This window comes from Mycobacterium sp. IDR2000157661 (assembly GCF_022317005.1).
Lineage (GTDB): Bacteria > Actinomycetota > Actinomycetes > Mycobacteriales > Mycobacteriaceae > Mycobacterium.
Genome location: NZ_CP081006.1, coordinates 2,122,273 through 2,139,463 on the forward strand (window position 1 = coordinate 2,122,273; position 17,191 = coordinate 2,139,463).

The window sequence follows — 17,191 nt, forward strand, 5'->3', positions numbered from 1 at the left end:
CCTGGCAGGACCGGAACGACACACTTTGAGACATTCAGCGAGGTCGGCTTCGTGGTTCTCATGGGGACCCCCCCTGACGGTTTGCGTCCGGCGCGGCTCACGATCGGCATAGTTTCCGCTGGTCGCGTCGGGTCCGCGCTCGGTGTTGCGCTCGAGCGCGCCGAGCACGTCGTGGTGGCCTGCAGCGCCGTGTCCGCGGCGTCGCGCGAACGCGCGCAGCGCAGGCTGCCCGACACCGCGGTGCTGCCCGTCGACGAGGTGGCCGCTCGCGCCGAGTTGTTGCTGCTCGCGGTGCCCGACGCCGTGCTTCCGGAGCTGGTCTCGGGGCTGGCCGCCACCGCAGCCGTGCGCAGGGGCACGATCGTCGCGCACACCTCCGGTGCCAACGGGATCGGGGTGCTGGCGCCGCTGTCCGAGCAGGGCTGCATCCCGCTGGCGATCCACCCCGCGATGACGTTCACCGGCTCCGAGGAGGACATCGATCGGTTGCCCGACACCTGTTTCGGCGTCACGGCGGCCGACGAAATCGGTTATGCGATCGCGCAGTCGTTGGTGCTCGAAATCGGCGGCGAGCCGTTCCGGGTCCGCGAGGACGCGCGCACGCTGTACCACGCAGCGCTGGCACACGCGAGCAACCATGTCGTGACCGTGCTCCTCGACGCGGTCGAGGCGCTGCGCTCCGCGCTGTGGGGCCAGGAGCTACTGGGTCAGGAACTGGTGGGTGACGCGCCCGGCGGCATCGCCGAGCGCGTCGTCGGCCCGCTGGCGCGCGCCTCGCTGGAGAACGCGCTGATGCGCGGGCAGGCCGCGTTGACCGGACCGGTCGCGCGCGGGGACGCCCCGGCGGTGGCGAGTCACCTGCACGCGCTCGAAGAGGTCGACCCGCAATTGGCCGAGGCCTACCGGGCCAACTCGCTGCGCACCGCCCAGCGCGCGCACGCGCCCAAGGAGGTCTTCGCGGTGTTCTCCGACTCAGCGGGCCCGTCATGATCGGGCGCTCACCGAAGTTCGCGTCCGCCGAGCTCAACGTCTACGCCAAGCCGAGCGACGTCTCGGCGGTCACCGGGGCGCTGCGCACCACCGGCCGCAGGGTGATGCTGGTGCCGACGATGGGTGCACTGCACGAGGGACACCTGTCGCTGATCCGGGCGGCCAAGCGGGTCCAGGGCGCCGTCGTGGTCGTGTCGATCTTCGTCAACCCGCTGCAGTTCGGCGCGCACGAGGACATCGACGCCTACCCACGCACACTCGACGACGACCTCGCGGCGCTGCGGGGCGAGGGGGTGGAGATCGCTTTCGTCCCGACCGCCGCCGACGTGTACCCCGACGGGACCCGCACCTCGGTGCAGCCCGGCCCACTGGGCGCCGAACTCGAAGGGGCTTCCCGCCCAGGCCATTTCGCCGGCGTGCTGACCGTGGTGCTCAAGCTGCTGAACATCGTTCGTCCCGACCGCGCGTTCTTCGGTGAAAAGGACTATCAACAGCTGGTGTTGATCCGCCAGATGGTGGCCGACCTGAACACCGACGTCCGGATCGTCGGGGTGCCGATCGTCCGGGAGGCCGACGGACTGGCGCTGTCCTCTCGCAACCGCTACCTCGACGAGGTGCAGCGCGAGAACGCAGGCGCGCTGTCGGCGGCGCTGCTGGCCGGGATGTACGCCGCACCGGGCGGTGCGGCGTCGGCGCTGGACGCGGCACGCGCGGTCCTCGACGAGGTGCCCGCCATCGAGCTCGACTACCTGGAGATACGCGATCCCATGCTGCAGCCGGCGCCGGCAGAGGGCGCGGCCCGCATGCTGATCGCGGGCCGGCTGGGCCGCACCCGCCTACTGGACAACATCCCCATCGACATCGGAGCAACCGCAGCCACCGACGGACATCCGCGAGTCGGGGCTGACAATCATCACCAATTGCCCTGGAGGAACTGATGTTACGGACCATGCTCAAGTCGAAGATCCACCGCGCCACGGTGACGCAGGCAGACCTGCACTACGTCGGCTCGGTGACCATCGACGCGGACCTGATGGACGCTGCCGACCTGCTCGAGGGTGAACAGGTCACCATCGTCGACGTCGACAACGGTGCGCGGCTGGTGACCTATGCCATCACCGGCGAGCGCGGCACCGGAGTGATCGGAATCAACGGTGCAGCAGCGCATCTCGTGCATCCCGGCGACCTTGTAATCCTGATCGCCTACGGCACCATGGAGGATGCCGAGGCCCGCGCCTACCGGCCGAGGATCGTCTTCGTCGACGCCGACAACAAGCAGATCGACCTCGGCATCCATTCTTCGGACCCCGCCTTCGTTCCGGCCGACGCCGCCGAGCTGATGTCGCCCCGGTAGAACCGTGCTGCTCGCGATCGACGTCCGCAACACCCACACCGTCGTCGGGCTGGTGTCGGGCTCCGGTGACAAGGCCGAAGTGGTGCAGCACTGGCGGATTCGCACCGAGCCGGAAGTGACCGCCGACGAACTCGCGCTGACCATCGACGGACTGATCGGTGACGACTCCGAGCGGCTGACCGGCGCGGCCGGGCTGTCGACCGTCCCCTCGGTGATGCACGAACTGCGCGAGATGCTCGACCAGTACTGGCCCTCGGTGCCGCACGTGCTGATCGAGCCGGGGGTGCGCACCGGCATCCCGCTGCTGGTCGACAACCCCAAGGAGGTCGGCGCCGACCGCATCGTCAACTGCCTTGCGGCCTACCACCGCTTCGGCGCCGCCGCGATCGTCGTCGACTTCGGTTCGTCGATCTGCGTCGACGTAGTGTCGGCCAAGGGAGAGTTCCTCGGCGGGGCGATCGCCCCTGGCGTGGAGGTGTCCACCGACGCGTCGGCGGCCAGGGGCGCGGCGCTGCGCCGGGTCGAGCTGACCAGGCCGCGGTCGGTGATCGGCAAGAACACCGTGGAATGCATGCAGGCCGGCGCGGTCTTCGGGTTCGCCGGCCTGGTCGACGGTCTGGTGCAGCGGGTCCGCGATGACGTCGACGGCTTCGCGGGCACCGACGTCGCGGTGGTGGCGACCGGCTACATCGCGCCGCTGCTGTTGCCCGACATGCGCACCGTCGAGCACTACGACCAGCACCTCACCCTCAACGGGCTGCGGCTGGTGTTCGAGCGCAACCGCGACAGCCAGCGCGGCCGGCTCAAGCAGGCCCGCTGACTAGAAGAAGGTGCGGATGAGGTCGACGACGCGACCGTTGTCGTCGAGCACCGGGATCATCGGCCACTTGTCGAACACCGTGCAGGGATGCGAGACGCCGAATCGCACCCAGTCGCCGACGTCCACGCTGTCCCCGTCGCCCAGACGCAGATAGGCGTGCTGGTCGTTGAGCTTGGTGACGCGGCTGGCCGGTAGCCCGTAGGGCGTCGGCAGATCCTGGTCGAACGCGACATCGCGACGGCCCATGGTCAGCAGCGCCAGGCCGGGCTGCGGCTGCGACATCACCTGCGCCCACACGTGCAGGGCCGGCCGCAGCCGGTCCCGCAGGGCTGAGGTACGCCCGTATAAGCCGTCGTCGTGGGTGAGGTAGCACCCGCTGCGCAGAATCGGGATCACCGACAGCCCGGCGGGCCAGGCCGCGGACAGCGCACCGGCGACCAGGTCGAAGTAGGTGCTGCCGCCCGCGGTCGCCACCACCTCACCGGTCTCGAACAGCGGCGCCAGGCGCAGCACCGCCCCGCGTACCTGGGCGAGATGTGCCTCGACATGCGCAAGGGCGGCCGGAGTCCGGTCGTGACCGAGCGCCGCTTCATATCCGGCCACCCCGACGAGGCGCAGTCGCGGCGACGCGGCGGCCGCCCGCGCGACCTCGTCGACCGTCGCGGCGTCCCGGCACCCGGTGCGCGCATCGGGCATGCCCACCTCGACGCAGACGTCCACCCGCCGACCGGCCCCGGCGACGGTCAGCGCCGACGTCATCAGCTCCACCCCGCGCACCGAGTCCACCCAGCAGGTCAGCCCGAAATCCTCGTCGGCGTCGAGTTCGGCGGCCAGCCAGCGCAATGCCGCCGCATCGACGATCTCGTTGGCCAGCATCACGTCGCGCACGCCGAAGGCACGGAACACACGCACCTGGCTGACGGTGGCCGCGGTGACGGCGCACGCGCCTGCGGCGAGCTGGCGAGCCAGCAGTGCGGGCGCCATGTGCGTCTTGCCGTGCGGGGCCAGTCGCACCCCGTGGTCGGCACACCACCTCGTCATCGTCTCGAGGTTGTCGGTCAGCGCCTCGGCGTGCAGCACGGCGACCGGGCCGACGGCCCCGTCGGCGAACAGGTCGGGCGTGTCGGCACACACCTCTGCAACGGAGCGACCCCACCATGCGGCGGGCAGGCCCTTGAACCGCCAGTCCAGTGTTTCGCCGGCCAGCGCGGCCACGGCCGTCGCGTTGATGGGGGCCGTCATGGGTTCATTTAAGCTGGCACGACGTGACCGAACCTGACTCGCCCGCCACCGGAGCCGACAGCGCCCGCCCGGACGACATCCCGGAGCAGTATCGGATCCGGCAGGCCAAGCGTGAGCGACTGCTCGCCGAGGGCCGCGAGCCGTATCCGGTCGAGGTGGCGCGCACCCACACGCTGGCCGAGATCCGGCTGGCCTACCCCGAGCTGGCACCCGATACGGCCACCGGTGAGACCGTCGGCGTGGCAGGGCGGGTGATGTTCGCCCGCAACTCGGGCAAGCTGTGCTTCGCCACCCTGCAGGAGGGCGACGGCACCCAACTGCAGGCCATGGTCAGCCTCGACCGAGTCGGGCAGGATTCGCTGGACGCCTGGAAGGCCGACGTCGATCTCGGTGACATCGTCTTCATCCGTGGCGAGGTGATCAGCTCGCGACGCGGGGAATTGTCTGTGCTTGCCGATTCCTGGCAAATCGTGTCCAAGGCGTTGCGACCGCTCCCCGTCGCCCACAAGGAGATGAGCGAGGAATCGCGGGTACGCCAGCGGTACGTCGACCTGATCGTGCGCCCCGAGGCCCGCACCATCGCCCGCCAGCGCGTCGCGGTGGTGCGTGCGGTGCGTGCCGCGCTGGAGCGGCGCGGATTCCTCGAAGTCGAGACACCGATGTTGCAGACGCTCGCCGGCGGCGCGGCGGCCCGTCCGTTTGTGACGCACTCCAATGCGCTCGACGCCGACCTGTATCTGCGTATCGCGCCGGAACTGTTCCTCAAGCGCGCGTTGGTCGGTGGATTCGAGCGGGTCTTCGAGTTGAATCGGGTGTTCCGAAACGAAGGAACCGATTCCACGCATTCCCCGGAATTTGCGATGCTCGAGACTTATCAGGCGTACGGCACCTATGACGATTCCGCGGTCATGGTCCGCGAACTTATACAAGAAGTTGCGGATGAGGCTATCGGGACCAACGAGGTGCCATTGCCGGATGGCAGTGTCTACCATCTGGGCGGGGAATGGCAATCGCTGGAAATGTATCCCTCCCTATCCCAAGCGCTCGGAGAAGAGATCACGCCCGAAACAACAGCCGAGCGGTTATGGGCGATCGCCGACCGCCTCGGCGTCGAGATTCCGCGTGACCGCGGTTACGGGCACGGGAAATTGGTCGAGGAACTTTGGGAGCACGCTGTCGGGAACACGCTGTGGGCGCCGACGTTCGTCCGGGACTTTCCCGTCGAAACCACGCCCCTGACCCGCTCGCATCGGAGTGTCGCCGGAGTCACCGAAAAGTGGGATCTCTACATGCGTCACATCGAGTTGGCGACCGGTTACTCCGAACTCGTCGATCCGGTAATTCAGCGGGAGAGATTCGCGGCCCAAGCCCTTGCCGCCGCCGCGGGCGACGACGAGGCAATGCTGCTCGACGAGGATTTTCTGGCCTCATTGGAGTATGCGATGCCGCCGTCAACCGGCACCGGAATGGGCATAGATAGGTTGCTGATGGCCCTGACGGGTCTGTCGATTAGAGAGACGGTTTTGTTCCCTATAGTTCGCCGTCATGGCGGCTGAACTGCTGCTCGTGTGATCTTGTTGAATGGCGCGCACTTATATGGCACATTGGTGCGGGGTTCGAGGCTTAACTACTGAACTAAGCTCGTTGAGAAGGGCAGTGTGGAGTAATGGCAAAGAAAGTGACCGTTACGCTGGTCGATGATTTTGACGGCGAAGGCGCAGCTGACGAGACGGTTGAATTCGGCCTCGACGGTGTGAGTTACGAGATCGACCTTTCTTCGAAGAACGCGACGAAGCTTCGAAATGACCTCAAACAGTGGGTCGAGGCGGGCCGTCGAGTGGGCGGTCGCCGTCGTGGGCGGTCGGCCGGTTCGGGTCGTGGCCGCGCGGCCATCGATCGGGAGCAGAGCGCCGCCATCCGCGAGTGGGCGCGTCGCAACGGACACAATGTGTCGACCCGCGGCCGGATTCCGGCCGACGTAATCGACGCCTTCCACGCGGCTACTTGATCGGCCGTTGCCAGCGCCCGACCATGCCCGGCATCGCCCGGTGTGGGTGGCTCGGCGCCGACCTCGTTCGCTAGGCGCGAACCTGCCGCTGCCGGGACAGGGAAACGAAAGTCCCTCCCGATGCGTTGCTCATCCACGACGCCGGTTATGCCTCCGGCGCGCAATCGGGTGTCCGTTGTCCGCTAAGAGCAGACCGGCAGGCGGGGCACCGGGGAGCGCCGCCCATTACAGTGGACGGCAGGTGCGGTGCGATTCGAAGACCCTTCGGGGCGCGCGGCACCGACCTATTGATGGAGAGCAGGTAACCACCGATGTTCGAGAGATTCACCGACCGTGCCCGCAGGGTCGTCGTCCTGGCTCAGGAAGAAGCCCGGATGCTCAACCACAACTACATCGGCACCGAGCACATCCTGTTGGGACTCATTCACGAGGGTGAAGGCGTCGCCGCCAAGTCGCTGGAGTCGCTGGGCATCTCGCTCGAGGGCGTGCGCAGCCAGGTCGAGGAGATCATCGGCCAGGGCCAGCAGGCGCCGTCGGGCCACATTCCGTTCACCCCGCGCGCCAAGAAGGTTCTGGAGCTGAGCCTGCGTGAGGCGCTGCAGCTCGGCCACAACTACATCGGCACCGAGCACATCCTGCTCGGCCTCATCCGTGAGGGCGAGGGTGTCGCCGCCCAGGTGCTGGTCAAGCTCGGCGCCGAACTGACCCGGGTGCGCCAGCAGGTGATCCAGCTGCTGAGCGGTTACCAGGGCAAGGAGACCGCGGAGGCCGGCACCGGCGGCCGCGGCGGCGAGGCGGGCAACCCGTCGACCTCGCTGGTGCTCGACCAGTTCGGCCGCAACCTGACCGCCGCCGCGATGGAGGGCAAGCTCGACCCGGTCATCGGCCGCGAGAAGGAAATCGAGCGGGTCATGCAGGTGCTGAGCCGGCGCACCAAGAACAATCCCGTGCTGATCGGTGAGCCCGGCGTCGGCAAGACGGCGGTCGTCGAGGGTCTGGCGCAGGCCATCGTGCACGGCGAGGTGCCCGAGACGCTCAAGGACAAGCAGCTCTACACGCTGGACCTCGGCTCGCTGGTGGCGGGTAGCCGCTACCGCGGTGACTTCGAGGAGCGCCTGAAGAAGGTGCTCAAGGAGATCAACACCCGGGGCGACATCATCCTGTTCATCGACGAGCTGCACACCCTCGTCGGTGCCGGTGCCGCCGAGGGCGCGATCGACGCGGCCAGCATCCTGAAGCCGAAGCTGGCCCGCGGCGAGCTGCAGACCATCGGCGCCACCACACTCGACGAGTACCGCAAGTACATCGAGAAAGACGCCGCGCTCGAGCGCCGGTTCCAGCCGGTGCAGGTCGGCGAGCCGACAGTCGAGCACACCATCGAGATCCTCAAGGGTCTGCGCGACCGCTACGAGGCGCACCACCGCGTCTCGATCACCGATTCGGCGATGGTGGCGGCGGCCACTCTGGCCGACCGCTACATCAACGACCGGTTCCTGCCGGACAAGGCGATCGACCTGATCGACGAGGCCGGCGCCCGGATGCGCATCCGCCGGATGACGGCTCCGCCAGACCTGCGTGAGTTCGACGAGAAGATCGCCGACGCCCGCCGGGAGAAGGAGTCCGCGATCGACGCGCAGGATTTCGAGAAGGCGGCGAGCCTGCGGGATCGCGAGAAGCAACTGGTCGCTCAGCGCGCTGAGCGTGAGAAGCAATGGCGCTCAGGTGATCTCGACGTGGTCGCCGAGGTCGACGACGAGCAGATCGCCGAGGTGCTGGGCAACTGGACCGGCATCCCGGTGTTCAAGTTGACCGAGGAGGAGACCACTCGGCTGCTGCGCATGGAGGACGAGATCCACAAGCGGATCATCGGCCAGGAGGACGCGGTCAAGGCGGTCTCCAAGGCGATCCGCCGCACCCGTGCCGGGCTGAAGGACCCCAAGCGCCCGTCCGGTTCGTTCATCTTCGCCGGCCCGTCAGGTGTCGGTAAGACCGAGCTGTCCAAGGCGCTGGCCAACTTCCTGTTCGGCGACGACGACGCGCTCATCCAGATCGACATGGGCGAGTTCCACGACCGTTTCACCGCCTCGCGGCTGTTCGGTGCCCCTCCGGGCTACGTCGGCTACGAGGAGGGCGGCCAACTCACCGAGAAGGTCAGAAGGAAGCCGTTCTCCGTTGTTCTCTTCGATGAGATCGAGAAGGCGCACCAGGAGATCTACAACAGCCTGTTGCAGGTCCTCGAGGACGGCCGGCTCACAGACGGTCAGGGCCGCACGGTGGACTTCAAGAACACCGTGCTGATCTTCACCTCGAACCTCGGAACCAGTGACATCAGCAAGGCGGTCGGACTGGGCTTCACCCAGGGTGGCGGCGAGAACAACTACGAGCGGATGAAGCAGAAGGTCAACGACGAGCTGAAGAAGCACTTCCGCCCGGAGTTCCTCAACCGCATCGACGACATCATCGTCTTCCACCAGCTGACACAGGACGAGATCATCAAGATGGTCGACCTGATGATCGGCCGGGTCGGCAAGCAGCTCAAGGCCAAGGACATGGCGATGGAGCTGACCGACAAGGCCAAGTCCCTGCTGGCCAAGCGCGGCTTCGACCCCGTGCTCGGTGCGCGGCCGCTGCGGCGCACCATCCAGCGCGAGATCGAGGACCAGCTCTCCGAGAAGATCCTCTTCGAGGAGGTCGGACCGGGTCAGCTCGTGATCGTCGACGTCGAGAACTGGGACGGCGAAGGTGCGGGTGAGGACGCGGTATTCACGTTCAAGGGCACCAAGAAGCCTGCCCCCGAGGCGGAGCCGGATCTCGCTCAGGCCGGCGCCGCGGGCGCAGCCAGCGCGGCCGAGTAGCGGACACGACGACAACGGGCGGTTACCCCACAGCGGGTAGCCGCCCGTTTCGGCTCCACCGCCCACTGGCGGGTCCGATCCGTTTAGGATGCTCAGGTGTAATCGGCGGGGGAAGGAATCTGGTGAGAATCCAGAACGGTCGCGCCACTGTGTCAAGTCAGACCCGACGTCCGCCCCGAGCCCTTCGACCTGGGACGCGTAATCCCGGAAAGGACCCCCTCAATGACCTCTCCCGAGGCCCGCAGAAGCATCGCGCCCGCCATCGACTTCACAGCGACCAAGGCGGTGCTGTGGTTGACGCTCACCGCCTTCTTCGCCCTTCTGGTGCTCTACTTCGTCGGCATGGACCAAGGCGCGACATCGGTGTTCGGCAACAGCACCGTGGTCCATGAATTCGTGCACGACGCCCGCCACCTGCTCGGCTTCCCCTGCCACTGACAGCGCAGGCAGGAGGACAACCGAAAATGGAGAGACAGATCATCTGGCGCGGCCTGCTCGCGGGCGCCGTCGCCGGCGTACTGGCGTTCGTGTTCGCGAGAATCTTCGTCGAGCCGCGGATCGAGCGTGCCATCGGTTACGAGGACGGCGTGGGGGCGGCGCACGAGGCGCTCGAGGCGCACGCGGGTCACAGCCACAGCCACGGTGACGGCGGCGGGTTCGATCGCGCCGTGCAGATGAACATCGGCATGGGGCTCGGCGTCCTGCTGTTCAGCATCGCCATCGCCGCCATCTTCGCGGTGGTGTTCGCGGTGGCATACGGCCGGGTCGGCGACATCTCGGCGCGGCTGCTGTCGGTGTACATCGCCGGCGGAATGCTGCTCAGCCTGTACGTCGTGCCGTCGCTGAAGTACCCGGCGAGCCCACCGGCGCTGAGCCTGGACGAGACCATCCGGCAGCGGACGCTGCTGTACCTGCTGATGGTGGTGTTGTCCGCGGCGTTACTGGTCGGCGCCGTGTACCTCGGCCGGCAGTTGGTGCAGCGGCTGGGCGCGTGGAACGCCACTCTGGTGGCCGCAGGCGCTTACGTCGTGGCGGTCGGGGTGCTGATGCTCGTCCTGCCGGGAATCGGCGAAACCCCCGAACCACTGCGCGACGACGCGGGCGCCATCGTCTACGGGGGCTTCCCGGCCGATGTGCTCTACGAGTTCCGGCTCTACTCGCTGGGCACCCAGGTGGTCATCTACACGACCATCGCGCTGGTGTTCGGCGCGATGGTCTCCAGGCTGCTGGGTGACAAGGCGCGGGAGCGTATCGGAACGTGAGCGAGGTCGTCCGGCTGACACTCGTGTCGCACGCCATGACCGACGCCGTGTCGGCCGGACGATTCCCCACCGATGAGCCGCTCAACACGGTCGGGCACCGGCAGGCGGACGCGTCGATCGATCTCGGCGTCGCGGACGAGGTCTACTGCGGACCCGAGAAGCGCACGCGCCAGACCGCCGAACTGCTCGGCCTGCAGGCAGAGGTCGACACCCGGTTGGCCGACCTCGACTGCGGGCGGTGGCGCGGCGACGTTCTCGGTGGTGTGGAGCCGGCGGAGCTGGCGATCTGGCTCACCGAACCGGCGCAGGCGCCCCACGGTGGCGAGTCCGTCGCCGACCTCGTCGACCGCGTGCACAGCTGGCTGGACTCGCTTTCCGCGCATCGGGGCAACATCATCGCCGTCACCCACCCTGCGGTGGTACGGGCGGCCATTCTGGTCACGCTCGACGCGCCCGCGAAGTCGTTCTGGCGCATCGACATCGGGCCCGTGAGCCGTACGGTGCTGCACTTCCGCGGCCACGCCTGGACCCTCCGGTCCAGCCACTGATCAGACCGGGATCAGCGCGAACGTCTGACGCGCGATCGACAGCAGCCAGCCGGCCGCGGTGGGGCTGCGGTAGCGCGGCCAGTTCAGCTGGAAGCTGACCACCCAGGGCTGCCCGGTGTGGTCGACGGCATACCAGCTGAAGGTCAGGTCGCCCGGCAGGTTGCCGCCCTTGGCGCCGACGTAGTGCCACTTCGACCCGTCGAGATCGATGCCGGGGATGGCGGACAGGATGTCCTTGACCGGGGCGGCCTCCCCGAAGGCGGCCTTCTGCAGCGCCATGTGCACCCGGCAGATGTCGGCGGCGCTGCCGTACCACTCGGCGCCGAAATTCGATGCCGGTGTATGCGTCCGTTCCGGATCCGGTTCGTAGGGGCGCGAATTGGTCTGGCTGAGCAGCTGCGCGCGAACCGCCGATCCACCCTTCTCGACTGCGCGGCGCCACTGCTCGCGCAGATCGGGACGGCCCCAGCCGACCGAGAACAGCTCGTGCATGGTGGGAAACGGCGTCATGCTCGCCGGGTCGTGATGGCCGCCGGTGACCAGGGCCCGCTCGACGGCGCCCGGCCCCAGCCGCCCGATCAGCAGGTCGGTGGCCATGTTGTCACTGGCCGAGATCATCTGCTGGGCGGCCTTTCTCACCGACACCTGGGCCCCGGGCGGCAGGTGCTCCATGCCCGCCGAGCCGACCGCCTTGGCTTGCCTGGTGACGGTCAGCGGGTCGGTCCACTCGAGTGTTCCGGCCTTCACCGCGTCGGCGACCGCAAGCAGCACATACAGTTTGAAGATCGAGGCCAGCGGCAGCGACAGGTCGGTGTTGGTCCCGGCCACCACGTCGCAGCCGCCGGTTTCTGCGCCCACCTTCGACACCTGGTACGAGTAGCGCGCACCGGACTTCGTCAGTTCCGCGTCGATGTCGGACCATTCCTCGATGTCCGGCGCGCGCAACGACACGTCGAACCGATCGACTCGGCCTTCGTCGTCGGTGCGCAGCGCGATCTCCTGCGCAACGCCGTAGGAGGTCAGGACGCCGACTTCGGCCTCACCGGCGCCGATCTCGACATCGGTGACCGTGAACGGCCGGTCCCACCACATCGAGTCGAGCTTGGCCGTGACCGCTTCGACCCTCTCCGGCTGGGCGAGGGTGCGCACCCCGACGGGCCCGATCGGCCAGTTGGAGTTGAGCATGTCCAGCGTCTGCTTCGCGCGTAGACCCTGCGGGGTGTTGATGGTGATCGGCACGCCGTAGTCGGCCTCGGTCGGCGCGGAGCCGCTCGTCGCGCAGCCTCCCACGCCGATGGACAGCGCCGCGGCGACCGTCACCGTGACCGCCCGTTTCGCCCTGATCGCGGTGCTATTCAGAGGAGCCGGCAACGTCCAGGACAACCTCGAACTCCAGCAGCGACGCTCCGGTGGCCACCGGGTTGGCCGCCTGACCCTTGTGCGCTTCGATGGCCGGTCCCGTCGCCCAGGCCTGAAACGCCTCCTCGGACTCCCACTGCGTCACCACGAAGTAGCGGTTCTCGCCCTTGACGGGCCGCAACAGCTGGAAGCCGAGGAAGCCGGGCTGGTTGTCGACGGCGTGGGCGCGGTGCGCGAACCGCTTCTCCAGTTCCGGGCCTGCGTCGGGCGGAACCTCGATTGCGTTGATCTTCACCACGGGGTTCTGGCTGGACATGCGAATCAGGCTACCGAATGCCGTGTGCGCCTCAGGAGGCGTGATGATGTCGGGATGCGATGGCTGACCCCGCGAGGTGGCACAGGTCGGCCCCTGGTGCTGGTGCACGGCTTGATGGGGCGGGGCAGCACATGGACGCGCCAGCTTCCGTGGCTGGCCGCGCTGGGCGAGGTGTTCACCTATGACGCGCCCTGGCATCGCGGTCGCGACGTGGACGACGCGCAGCCCATCAGCACCGAACGCTTCGTCGAGGACCTCGGCGAAGCGGTCCAGCAGCTCGGCGAGCCGGCGGTGCTGATCGGGCACTCGATGGGGGGTCTGCACTCCTGGTGTCTGGCAGCCGGGCGCCCCGAACTGGTGCGGGCGTTGGTCGTCGAGGACATGGCGCCGGACTTCAGGGGCCGCACCACCGGGCCGTGGGAACCCTGGCTGCATGCCTTACCCGTCGAATTCGATACCGCGCAACGGATCTACGACGAGTTCGGCCCCGTCGCGGGACAGTACTTCCTGGAGGCGTTCGACCGTACCGCGGCCGGTTGGCGTCTGCACGGCCACCCGCGGATCTGGATCGAGATCGCCGCGGAGTGGGGCACGCGCGACTACTGGTCACAGTGGACGGCCGTGCGGGCACCCGCGCTGCTCATCGAGGCGGGCAACTCTGTCACCCCGCCCGGGCAGATGCGCCGGATGCAGGAGACCGGACGGCGCGCAACGTACCTGCAGGTGCCCAGCGCCGGTCATCTCGTCCACGACGACGCGCCGCGGGCCTACCGCGAAGCGGTCGAGACCTTCCTAACGGCGCTCGCCGAGCGCACCTGAGGACGGCCAGATCGGGTGGTGCTCGAAGCGGGTGCGGATCGCCTCGAGATCGTGCTCCATGCGCAGCACGTCACGGTCGTCGGTGAAGAGACGGCCGGCCATCGGGGCTGCCATCCGGAACTGGTCGAGGCGAAAGCGCAGCACCCCGGAGCGACGTGCAGCCCAGCCGAACGCTACGGCCGCCGCCGGCGGGGCGATCAGGATGAGGATTGTCAGTGCAGTGGACATGGCAGTAATCTTTCGCTCGGACATATCCCGCCAACAGTGGCAGGAATGACACGTTGGGATAAAATGCTGCCATGGCGATGAAAAGCGTATCGGCGCTGGTACTCGACGGTCTAGCGATTTTCGAGTTCGGCGTGATCTGCGAGGTCTTCGGGATCGACCGCTCCGCCGACGGCGTGCCGAACTTCGACTTCAAGGTCTGTGGACCGCAGCCGGGCAAGCCGGTCCGGACGTCGGTGGGCGCGACGATCATCCCCGATCACGGGCTCGACGACCTGGTGGGGGCGGACATGGTCGCCATCCCGGCGATCGGCGGGTCCGACTACCTCCCCGAGGCGCTGACCGCGGTCAAGGCCGCCGCCGCATCCGGGTCGATCATCTTGACGGTCTGCTCGGGCGCATTCGTCGCGGGCGCGGCGGGGTTGCTCGACGGCAGGCCCTGCACCACGCACTGGATGCACGCCGAAGACCTGGCCCGGATGTACCCGACGGCGAAGGTGGATCGCAACGTGCTTTTCGTCGACGACGGCAACCTCATCACCAGCGCGGGCACCGCTGCGGGCATCGACGCCTGCCTGCACCTGGTGCGTCGCGAGTTGGGCAGCGAGGTGACCAACAAGATCGCGCGCCGGATGGTGGTGCCGCCGCAGCGCGACGGCGGGCAGCGCCAGTACATCGACCAGCCGATCCCGGTCCGCTGTTCGGAACGCTTTGCGCCGCACCTGGATTGGCTACTCGGCAATCTCGACAAGCCGCATACCGTCGCCTCGCTGGCGGCCCGCGCCCACATGTCGGCGCGCACATTCGCGCGGCGGTTCGTCGAGGAGACCGGTCGCACGCCGATGCAGTGGGTGACCGATCAGCGGGTGCTCTACGCGCGCACGCTGCTCGAGGAGACCGACCTCGATGTCGACCGGATCGCCGAGCGCAGTGGATTCGGCACCGCGACGCTGCTGCGCCACCACTTCCGCCGCGTCATCGGGGTGACACCGTCGGACTACCGGCGCCGGTTCTGCTGCACCAACGACGGCGCCGAGCCTGCCGAAGCCACCGCCTGATCACTCACCTTCGCCCGCGAGTGCGAACCGGCCGTCGGCGGTCTGTTCGACGAGGCCGTCGACCAGAAGCGAGCCCAGCGCCCGGTCCCGCTGCGCCGTGTCGGTCAGCCACGCCACGTCTAGCTCGGCCCTGGTGACGGGAGACGTGTTGTTGCGCAGCACATCCAGCAGGCGGCCGCGGACCTGCCGGTCGGTGCCCGCGTAGCGCTGCACACGGCGAGCCGGGGTGTCCGAGGCGGGAAACCCACGCGACCGCCAGGCGCACCCGCTCAACGGGCACAGCCCGCACCGCGGCGCCCTGGCGGTGCACACCGTGGCGCCAAGTTCCATGAGGGCGACCGAGAACTCAGGCGCTGCAGCGTCATCCGGCAGAAGCGCCTCGACGTCTGCGAGGTCCCGCGCCGACGACGCAGCCGCAGCGTCGCCGCGGCCGTGTACCACCCTGGTGACCACGCGTCGCACGTTGGTATCGACCACCGGCACCCGCTGTCGATAGGCGAAGCACGCGATCGCCCGCGCGGTGTACGCGCCGACCCCGGGCAGCGTCAGCAGGGTATCGACGTCGGACGGCACCTCGTCGTCGTAGTCGGCGGCGATCACGCCGGCGCACTCGTGCAGGCGTTTGGCCCGTCGCGGGTACCCGAGCTTGCCCCATGCGCGCAGCACGTCGGCGGCGCTGGCGGCCGCCGTTGCGCTCGGGGTGGGCCAGCGCTCGACCCACGCCACCCACACCGGTTCTACGCGGGCGACGGGCGTCTGCTGCAGCATGAACTCGCTGACCAGGATCTGCCAGGGCGTGACATGTGGTCGCCGCCACGGCAGATCGCGCCGCTCGGTGTCATACCAGTCGAGCAGTTGGTGCACAATGTCCGTCATGCCGAACACCAGTCCGATGACCGCGTGGAAAGCACTCAAGGAGGGTAACCAGCGGTTCGTCGAGGGTAAGCCGGAGCATCCGAGCCAGAGCGTCGAGCACCGGGCCAGCCTCGCCGGGGCGCAGAAGCCGACCGCCGTGGTGTTCGGCTGCGCCGACAGCCGGGTCGCCGCCGAGATCATCTTCGACCAGGGCCTCGGCGACATGTTCGTCGTCCGCACCGCCGGCCACGTCATCGACTCCGCCGTACTCGGCTCGATCGAGTACGCGGTCACGGTGCTCGACGTTCCGCTCATCGTGGTGTTGGGCCACGACAGCTGCGGCGCCGTCAAGGCCACGCTGTCGGCCATCGACGACGGCACGGTGCCCGCCGGTTACGTCCGCGACGTGGTGGAGCGGGTCACGCCGTCGATCCTGCTGGGCCGCCGCGACGGGTTGACGCGGGTCGACGAGTTCGAGGAACGGCACGTCAACGAGACGGTCGCACAGCTGGCGGCCCGCTCGACCGCCGTGGCCGAACGGCTCCAGGCGGGCCGGCTCGCCATCGCCGGGGTCACCTACCACCTGGCCGACGGCCGGATGGTGGTGCGGGACCATCTGGGCGACCTGGGCTGATCCCACATCGGCGACACGCCGGGCTACCTCGGGCGATAAGGCGTGACCTGGGCTTACCGTGAGCTTGTGCTGGATCTGGAACCGCAGGGCCCACTACCGACGCAGATCTATTGGCGTCGCCGGGCACTCGCGCTGGGCATAGCGGTCCTGGTGGTCGGGGTGATCGCGGCCATCGTGGTCGTCGTCGCCAAGAACACCGGGGGCACCGACAACACGAGCGCCGAGCAGCAGGCGTCCAACGCGGCCGCCGGGCCGACACCGCTACCCGGGGAGAACCCGGAGGTCAAGTCTCCGGTGATGGCGCCCGCACAGCGGGCGCCGCAGACCCCCACCGCGACGGCGGCCGTCATCCCGCCGCCGGTACTCCAGGAGGGTGACGACTGCCCGGATTCGACCCTCGCGGTCAAGGGCATCACCAACCAGCCGCAGTATGTGGTCGGTGACCAGCCCAAGTTCACCATGGTGGTCACCAACGTCGGCCTGGTCGCCTGCCAGCGCGACGTAGGTGCCGCGGTGCTGGCCGCCTACGTCTACGGGCTGGACAACAAACGGTTGTGGTCGAACCTGGACTGCGCGCCGTCGAACGAGACGCTGGTCAAGACTTTCCAGCCAGGGGAGCAGGTGACCACCGAGGTGACGTGGACGGGCATGGGTTCGGCGCCCGGCTGCCCGTTGCCGCGCCAACCCATCGGGCCGGGCACATACAACCTGGTCGTCCAACTCGGCAACCTGCGCTCGGCGACGGTGCCGTTCATCCTGGCCGACCCGGGTCAGATGCCGCCGCCCGCCGCGCATGGAGGCGCGCCACCGGGACCGGTGCCCGCACCCGTCGGCTGACGGAGCGGG

The 17,191-nt window shown here is 68.3% G+C and carries 19 protein-coding genes; 14 read left to right on the forward strand and 5 right to left on the reverse strand.

The features are described 5' to 3' along the window. The first annotated feature begins 60 nt into the window (after positions 1 to 60). The 4 genes from K3G64_RS11345 to K3G64_RS11360 are packed head-to-tail and all read left to right on the forward strand — an operon-like array spanning position 61 to position 3,164. Positions 61 to 990, forward strand: coding sequence for a Rossmann-like and DUF2520 domain-containing protein (locus K3G64_RS11345; RefSeq protein WP_238949907.1), 930 nt, complete (start codon positions 61 to 63; stop codon positions 988 to 990). Then, positions 987 to 1,928 (forward strand): pantoate--beta-alanine ligase, encoded by a 942-nt coding sequence (panC, locus tag K3G64_RS11350; RefSeq protein WP_238949908.1) that lies wholly within the window; start codon positions 987 to 989, stop codon positions 1,926 to 1,928. The genes K3G64_RS11345 and panC overlap by 4 nt, the downstream gene beginning before the upstream one ends. Then, positions 1,928 to 2,344: an aspartate 1-decarboxylase gene (gene panD / locus K3G64_RS11355; RefSeq protein WP_238949909.1), complete on the forward strand. Its 417-nt coding sequence runs from the start codon at positions 1,928 to 1,930 to the stop codon at positions 2,342 to 2,344. Before panC ends, panD begins: the two co-directional genes overlap by 1 nt. 4 nt (positions 2,345 to 2,348) lie before the next feature. Then, the gene (locus K3G64_RS11360) at positions 2,349 to 3,164 is read left to right on the forward strand and encodes a type III pantothenate kinase (RefSeq protein ID WP_238949911.1); all 816 of its coding nucleotides are present in this window, start codon (positions 2,349 to 2,351) and stop codon (positions 3,162 to 3,164) included. Here K3G64_RS11360 and K3G64_RS11365 read toward each other — a convergent pair whose 3' ends face one another. Next, complete coding sequence (locus K3G64_RS11365; RefSeq protein WP_238949913.1) at positions 3,165 to 4,406, reverse strand: alanine racemase; 1,242 nt, start codon at positions 4,404 to 4,406, stop codon at positions 3,165 to 3,167. Positions 4,407 to 4,429: 23 nt separating this feature from the next. On the opposite strand from K3G64_RS11365, the gene lysS reads away from it, so the two are divergent. The 6 genes from lysS to K3G64_RS11395 all read left to right on the forward strand — a co-directional run bounded on the left by lysS (position 4,430) and on the right by K3G64_RS11395 (position 11,079). Next, entirely contained in the window at positions 4,430 to 5,962 is a 1,533-nt protein-coding gene (gene lysS / locus K3G64_RS11370) for a lysine--tRNA ligase (RefSeq protein WP_238949915.1), read from the forward strand. Positions 5,963 to 6,072: 110 nt separating this feature from the next. After that, on the forward strand, positions 6,073 to 6,414 hold the full coding sequence (lsr2, locus tag K3G64_RS11375) for a histone-like nucleoid-structuring protein Lsr2 (protein WP_238949917.1): 342 nt from the start codon (positions 6,073 to 6,075) through the stop codon (positions 6,412 to 6,414). A gap of 311 nt (positions 6,415 to 6,725) precedes the next feature. Then, a complete protein-coding gene (gene clpC1, locus K3G64_RS11380; protein WP_238949918.1) occupies positions 6,726 to 9,269 on the forward strand; it encodes an ATP-dependent protease ATP-binding subunit ClpC in 2,544 nt (847 codons plus the stop codon). A 222-nt stretch (positions 9,270 to 9,491) separates the two neighbouring features. After that, positions 9,492 to 9,707, forward strand: a complete 216-nt coding sequence (locus K3G64_RS11385) for a CbtB domain-containing protein (RefSeq protein ID WP_238949921.1) — start codon at positions 9,492 to 9,494, stop codon at positions 9,705 to 9,707. Positions 9,708 to 9,733: 26 nt separating this feature from the next. Beyond that, positions 9,734 to 10,531: a CbtA family protein gene (locus K3G64_RS11390; protein WP_238949923.1), complete on the forward strand. Its 798-nt coding sequence runs from the start codon at positions 9,734 to 9,736 to the stop codon at positions 10,529 to 10,531. Further along, positions 10,528 to 11,079: a histidine phosphatase family protein gene (locus K3G64_RS11395; protein WP_238949925.1), complete on the forward strand. Its 552-nt coding sequence runs from the start codon at positions 10,528 to 10,530 to the stop codon at positions 11,077 to 11,079. Before K3G64_RS11390 ends, K3G64_RS11395 begins: the two co-directional genes overlap by 4 nt. Here the strand turns inward: K3G64_RS11395 and K3G64_RS11400 are convergent, their stop codons facing one another. Then, positions 11,080 to 12,438: a serine hydrolase gene (locus tag K3G64_RS11400; protein ID WP_370647186.1), complete on the reverse strand. Its 1,359-nt coding sequence runs from the start codon at positions 12,436 to 12,438 to the stop codon at positions 11,080 to 11,082. It lies immediately after the preceding gene. Continuing rightward, on the reverse strand, positions 12,431 to 12,754 hold the full coding sequence (mhuD, locus tag K3G64_RS11405) for a mycobilin-forming heme oxygenase MhuD (RefSeq protein ID WP_238949927.1): 324 nt from the start codon (positions 12,752 to 12,754) through the stop codon (positions 12,431 to 12,433). The genes K3G64_RS11400 and mhuD overlap by 8 nt, the downstream gene beginning before the upstream one ends. A 54-nt stretch (positions 12,755 to 12,808) precedes the next feature. Here mhuD and K3G64_RS11410 point away from each other — a divergent pair, with 54 nt between their 5' ends. Beyond that, positions 12,809 to 13,573 (forward strand): alpha/beta fold hydrolase, encoded by a 765-nt coding sequence (locus K3G64_RS11410; RefSeq protein ID WP_238949929.1) that lies wholly within the window; start codon positions 12,809 to 12,811, stop codon positions 13,571 to 13,573. Here K3G64_RS11410 and K3G64_RS11415 read toward each other — a convergent pair. Continuing rightward, positions 13,547 to 13,801 (reverse strand): hypothetical protein, encoded by a 255-nt coding sequence (locus K3G64_RS11415; protein WP_238949931.1) that lies wholly within the window; start codon positions 13,799 to 13,801, stop codon positions 13,547 to 13,549. The genes K3G64_RS11410 and K3G64_RS11415 overlap by 27 nt on opposite strands. Positions 13,802 to 13,872: 71 nt before the next feature. On the opposite strand from K3G64_RS11415, the gene K3G64_RS11420 reads away from it, so the two are divergent. Then, positions 13,873 to 14,856: a helix-turn-helix domain-containing protein gene (locus tag K3G64_RS11420; RefSeq protein WP_238949932.1), complete on the forward strand. Its 984-nt coding sequence runs from the start codon at positions 13,873 to 13,875 to the stop codon at positions 14,854 to 14,856. Here the strand turns inward: K3G64_RS11420 and K3G64_RS11425 are convergent, their stop codons facing one another. Further along, positions 14,857 to 15,732: an A/G-specific adenine glycosylase gene (locus K3G64_RS11425; protein WP_238949933.1), complete on the reverse strand. Its 876-nt coding sequence runs from the start codon at positions 15,730 to 15,732 to the stop codon at positions 14,857 to 14,859. Between K3G64_RS11425 and K3G64_RS11430 the strand changes: the two genes are divergently transcribed. Together K3G64_RS11430 and K3G64_RS11435 are read left to right on the forward strand one after the other, a co-directional pair. After that, the gene (locus K3G64_RS11430) at positions 15,731 to 16,345 is read left to right on the forward strand and encodes a carbonic anhydrase (protein WP_238949934.1); all 615 of its coding nucleotides are present in this window, start codon (positions 15,731 to 15,733) and stop codon (positions 16,343 to 16,345) included. The genes K3G64_RS11425 and K3G64_RS11430 overlap by 2 nt on opposite strands. 66 nt (positions 16,346 to 16,411) lie before the next feature. After that, positions 16,412 to 17,182 (forward strand): hypothetical protein, encoded by a 771-nt coding sequence (locus tag K3G64_RS11435; RefSeq protein WP_238949935.1) that lies wholly within the window; start codon positions 16,412 to 16,414, stop codon positions 17,180 to 17,182. The last annotated feature ends 9 nt before the right edge of the window (positions 17,183 to 17,191 follow it).

What these genes read in the sequence shown, in the direction of transcription:
- panC (WP_238949908.1), top strand. Translation starts at nt 987, where the DNA reads ATGATCGGGCGCTCACCGAAGTTCGCGTCCGCCGAGCTCAACGTCTAC.
- K3G64_RS11385 (WP_238949921.1), top strand. Translation starts at nt 9,492, where the DNA reads ATGACCTCTCCCGAGGCCCGCAGAAGCATCGCGCCCGCCATCGACTTC.
- K3G64_RS11425 (WP_238949933.1), bottom strand. Translation starts at nt 15,732, where the DNA reads ATGACGGACATTGTGCACCAACTGCTCGACTGGTATGACACCGAGCGG.
- panD (WP_238949909.1), top strand. Translation starts at nt 1,928, where the DNA reads ATGTTACGGACCATGCTCAAGTCGAAGATCCACCGCGCCACGGTGACG.
- lsr2 (WP_238949917.1), top strand. Translation starts at nt 6,073, where the DNA reads ATGGCAAAGAAAGTGACCGTTACGCTGGTCGATGATTTTGACGGCGAA.
- K3G64_RS11345 (WP_238949907.1), top strand. Translation starts at nt 61, where the DNA reads ATGGGGACCCCCCCTGACGGTTTGCGTCCGGCGCGGCTCACGATCGGC.
- K3G64_RS11410 (WP_238949929.1), top strand. Translation starts at nt 12,809, where the DNA reads ATGCGATGGCTGACCCCGCGAGGTGGCACAGGTCGGCCCCTGGTGCTG.
- K3G64_RS11365 (WP_238949913.1), bottom strand. Translation starts at nt 4,406, where the DNA reads ATGACGGCCCCCATCAACGCGACGGCCGTGGCCGCGCTGGCCGGCGAA.
- K3G64_RS11415 (WP_238949931.1), bottom strand. Translation starts at nt 13,801, where the DNA reads ATGTCCACTGCACTGACAATCCTCATCCTGATCGCCCCGCCGGCGGCG.
- clpC1 (WP_238949918.1), top strand. Translation starts at nt 6,726, where the DNA reads ATGTTCGAGAGATTCACCGACCGTGCCCGCAGGGTCGTCGTCCTGGCT.
- K3G64_RS11390 (WP_238949923.1), top strand. Translation starts at nt 9,734, where the DNA reads ATGGAGAGACAGATCATCTGGCGCGGCCTGCTCGCGGGCGCCGTCGCC.
- K3G64_RS11420 (WP_238949932.1), top strand. Translation starts at nt 13,873, where the DNA reads ATGGCGATGAAAAGCGTATCGGCGCTGGTACTCGACGGTCTAGCGATT.
- mhuD (WP_238949927.1), bottom strand. Translation starts at nt 12,754, where the DNA reads ATGTCCAGCCAGAACCCCGTGGTGAAGATCAACGCAATCGAGGTTCCG.
- K3G64_RS11430 (WP_238949934.1), top strand. Translation starts at nt 15,731, where the DNA reads ATGCCGAACACCAGTCCGATGACCGCGTGGAAAGCACTCAAGGAGGGT.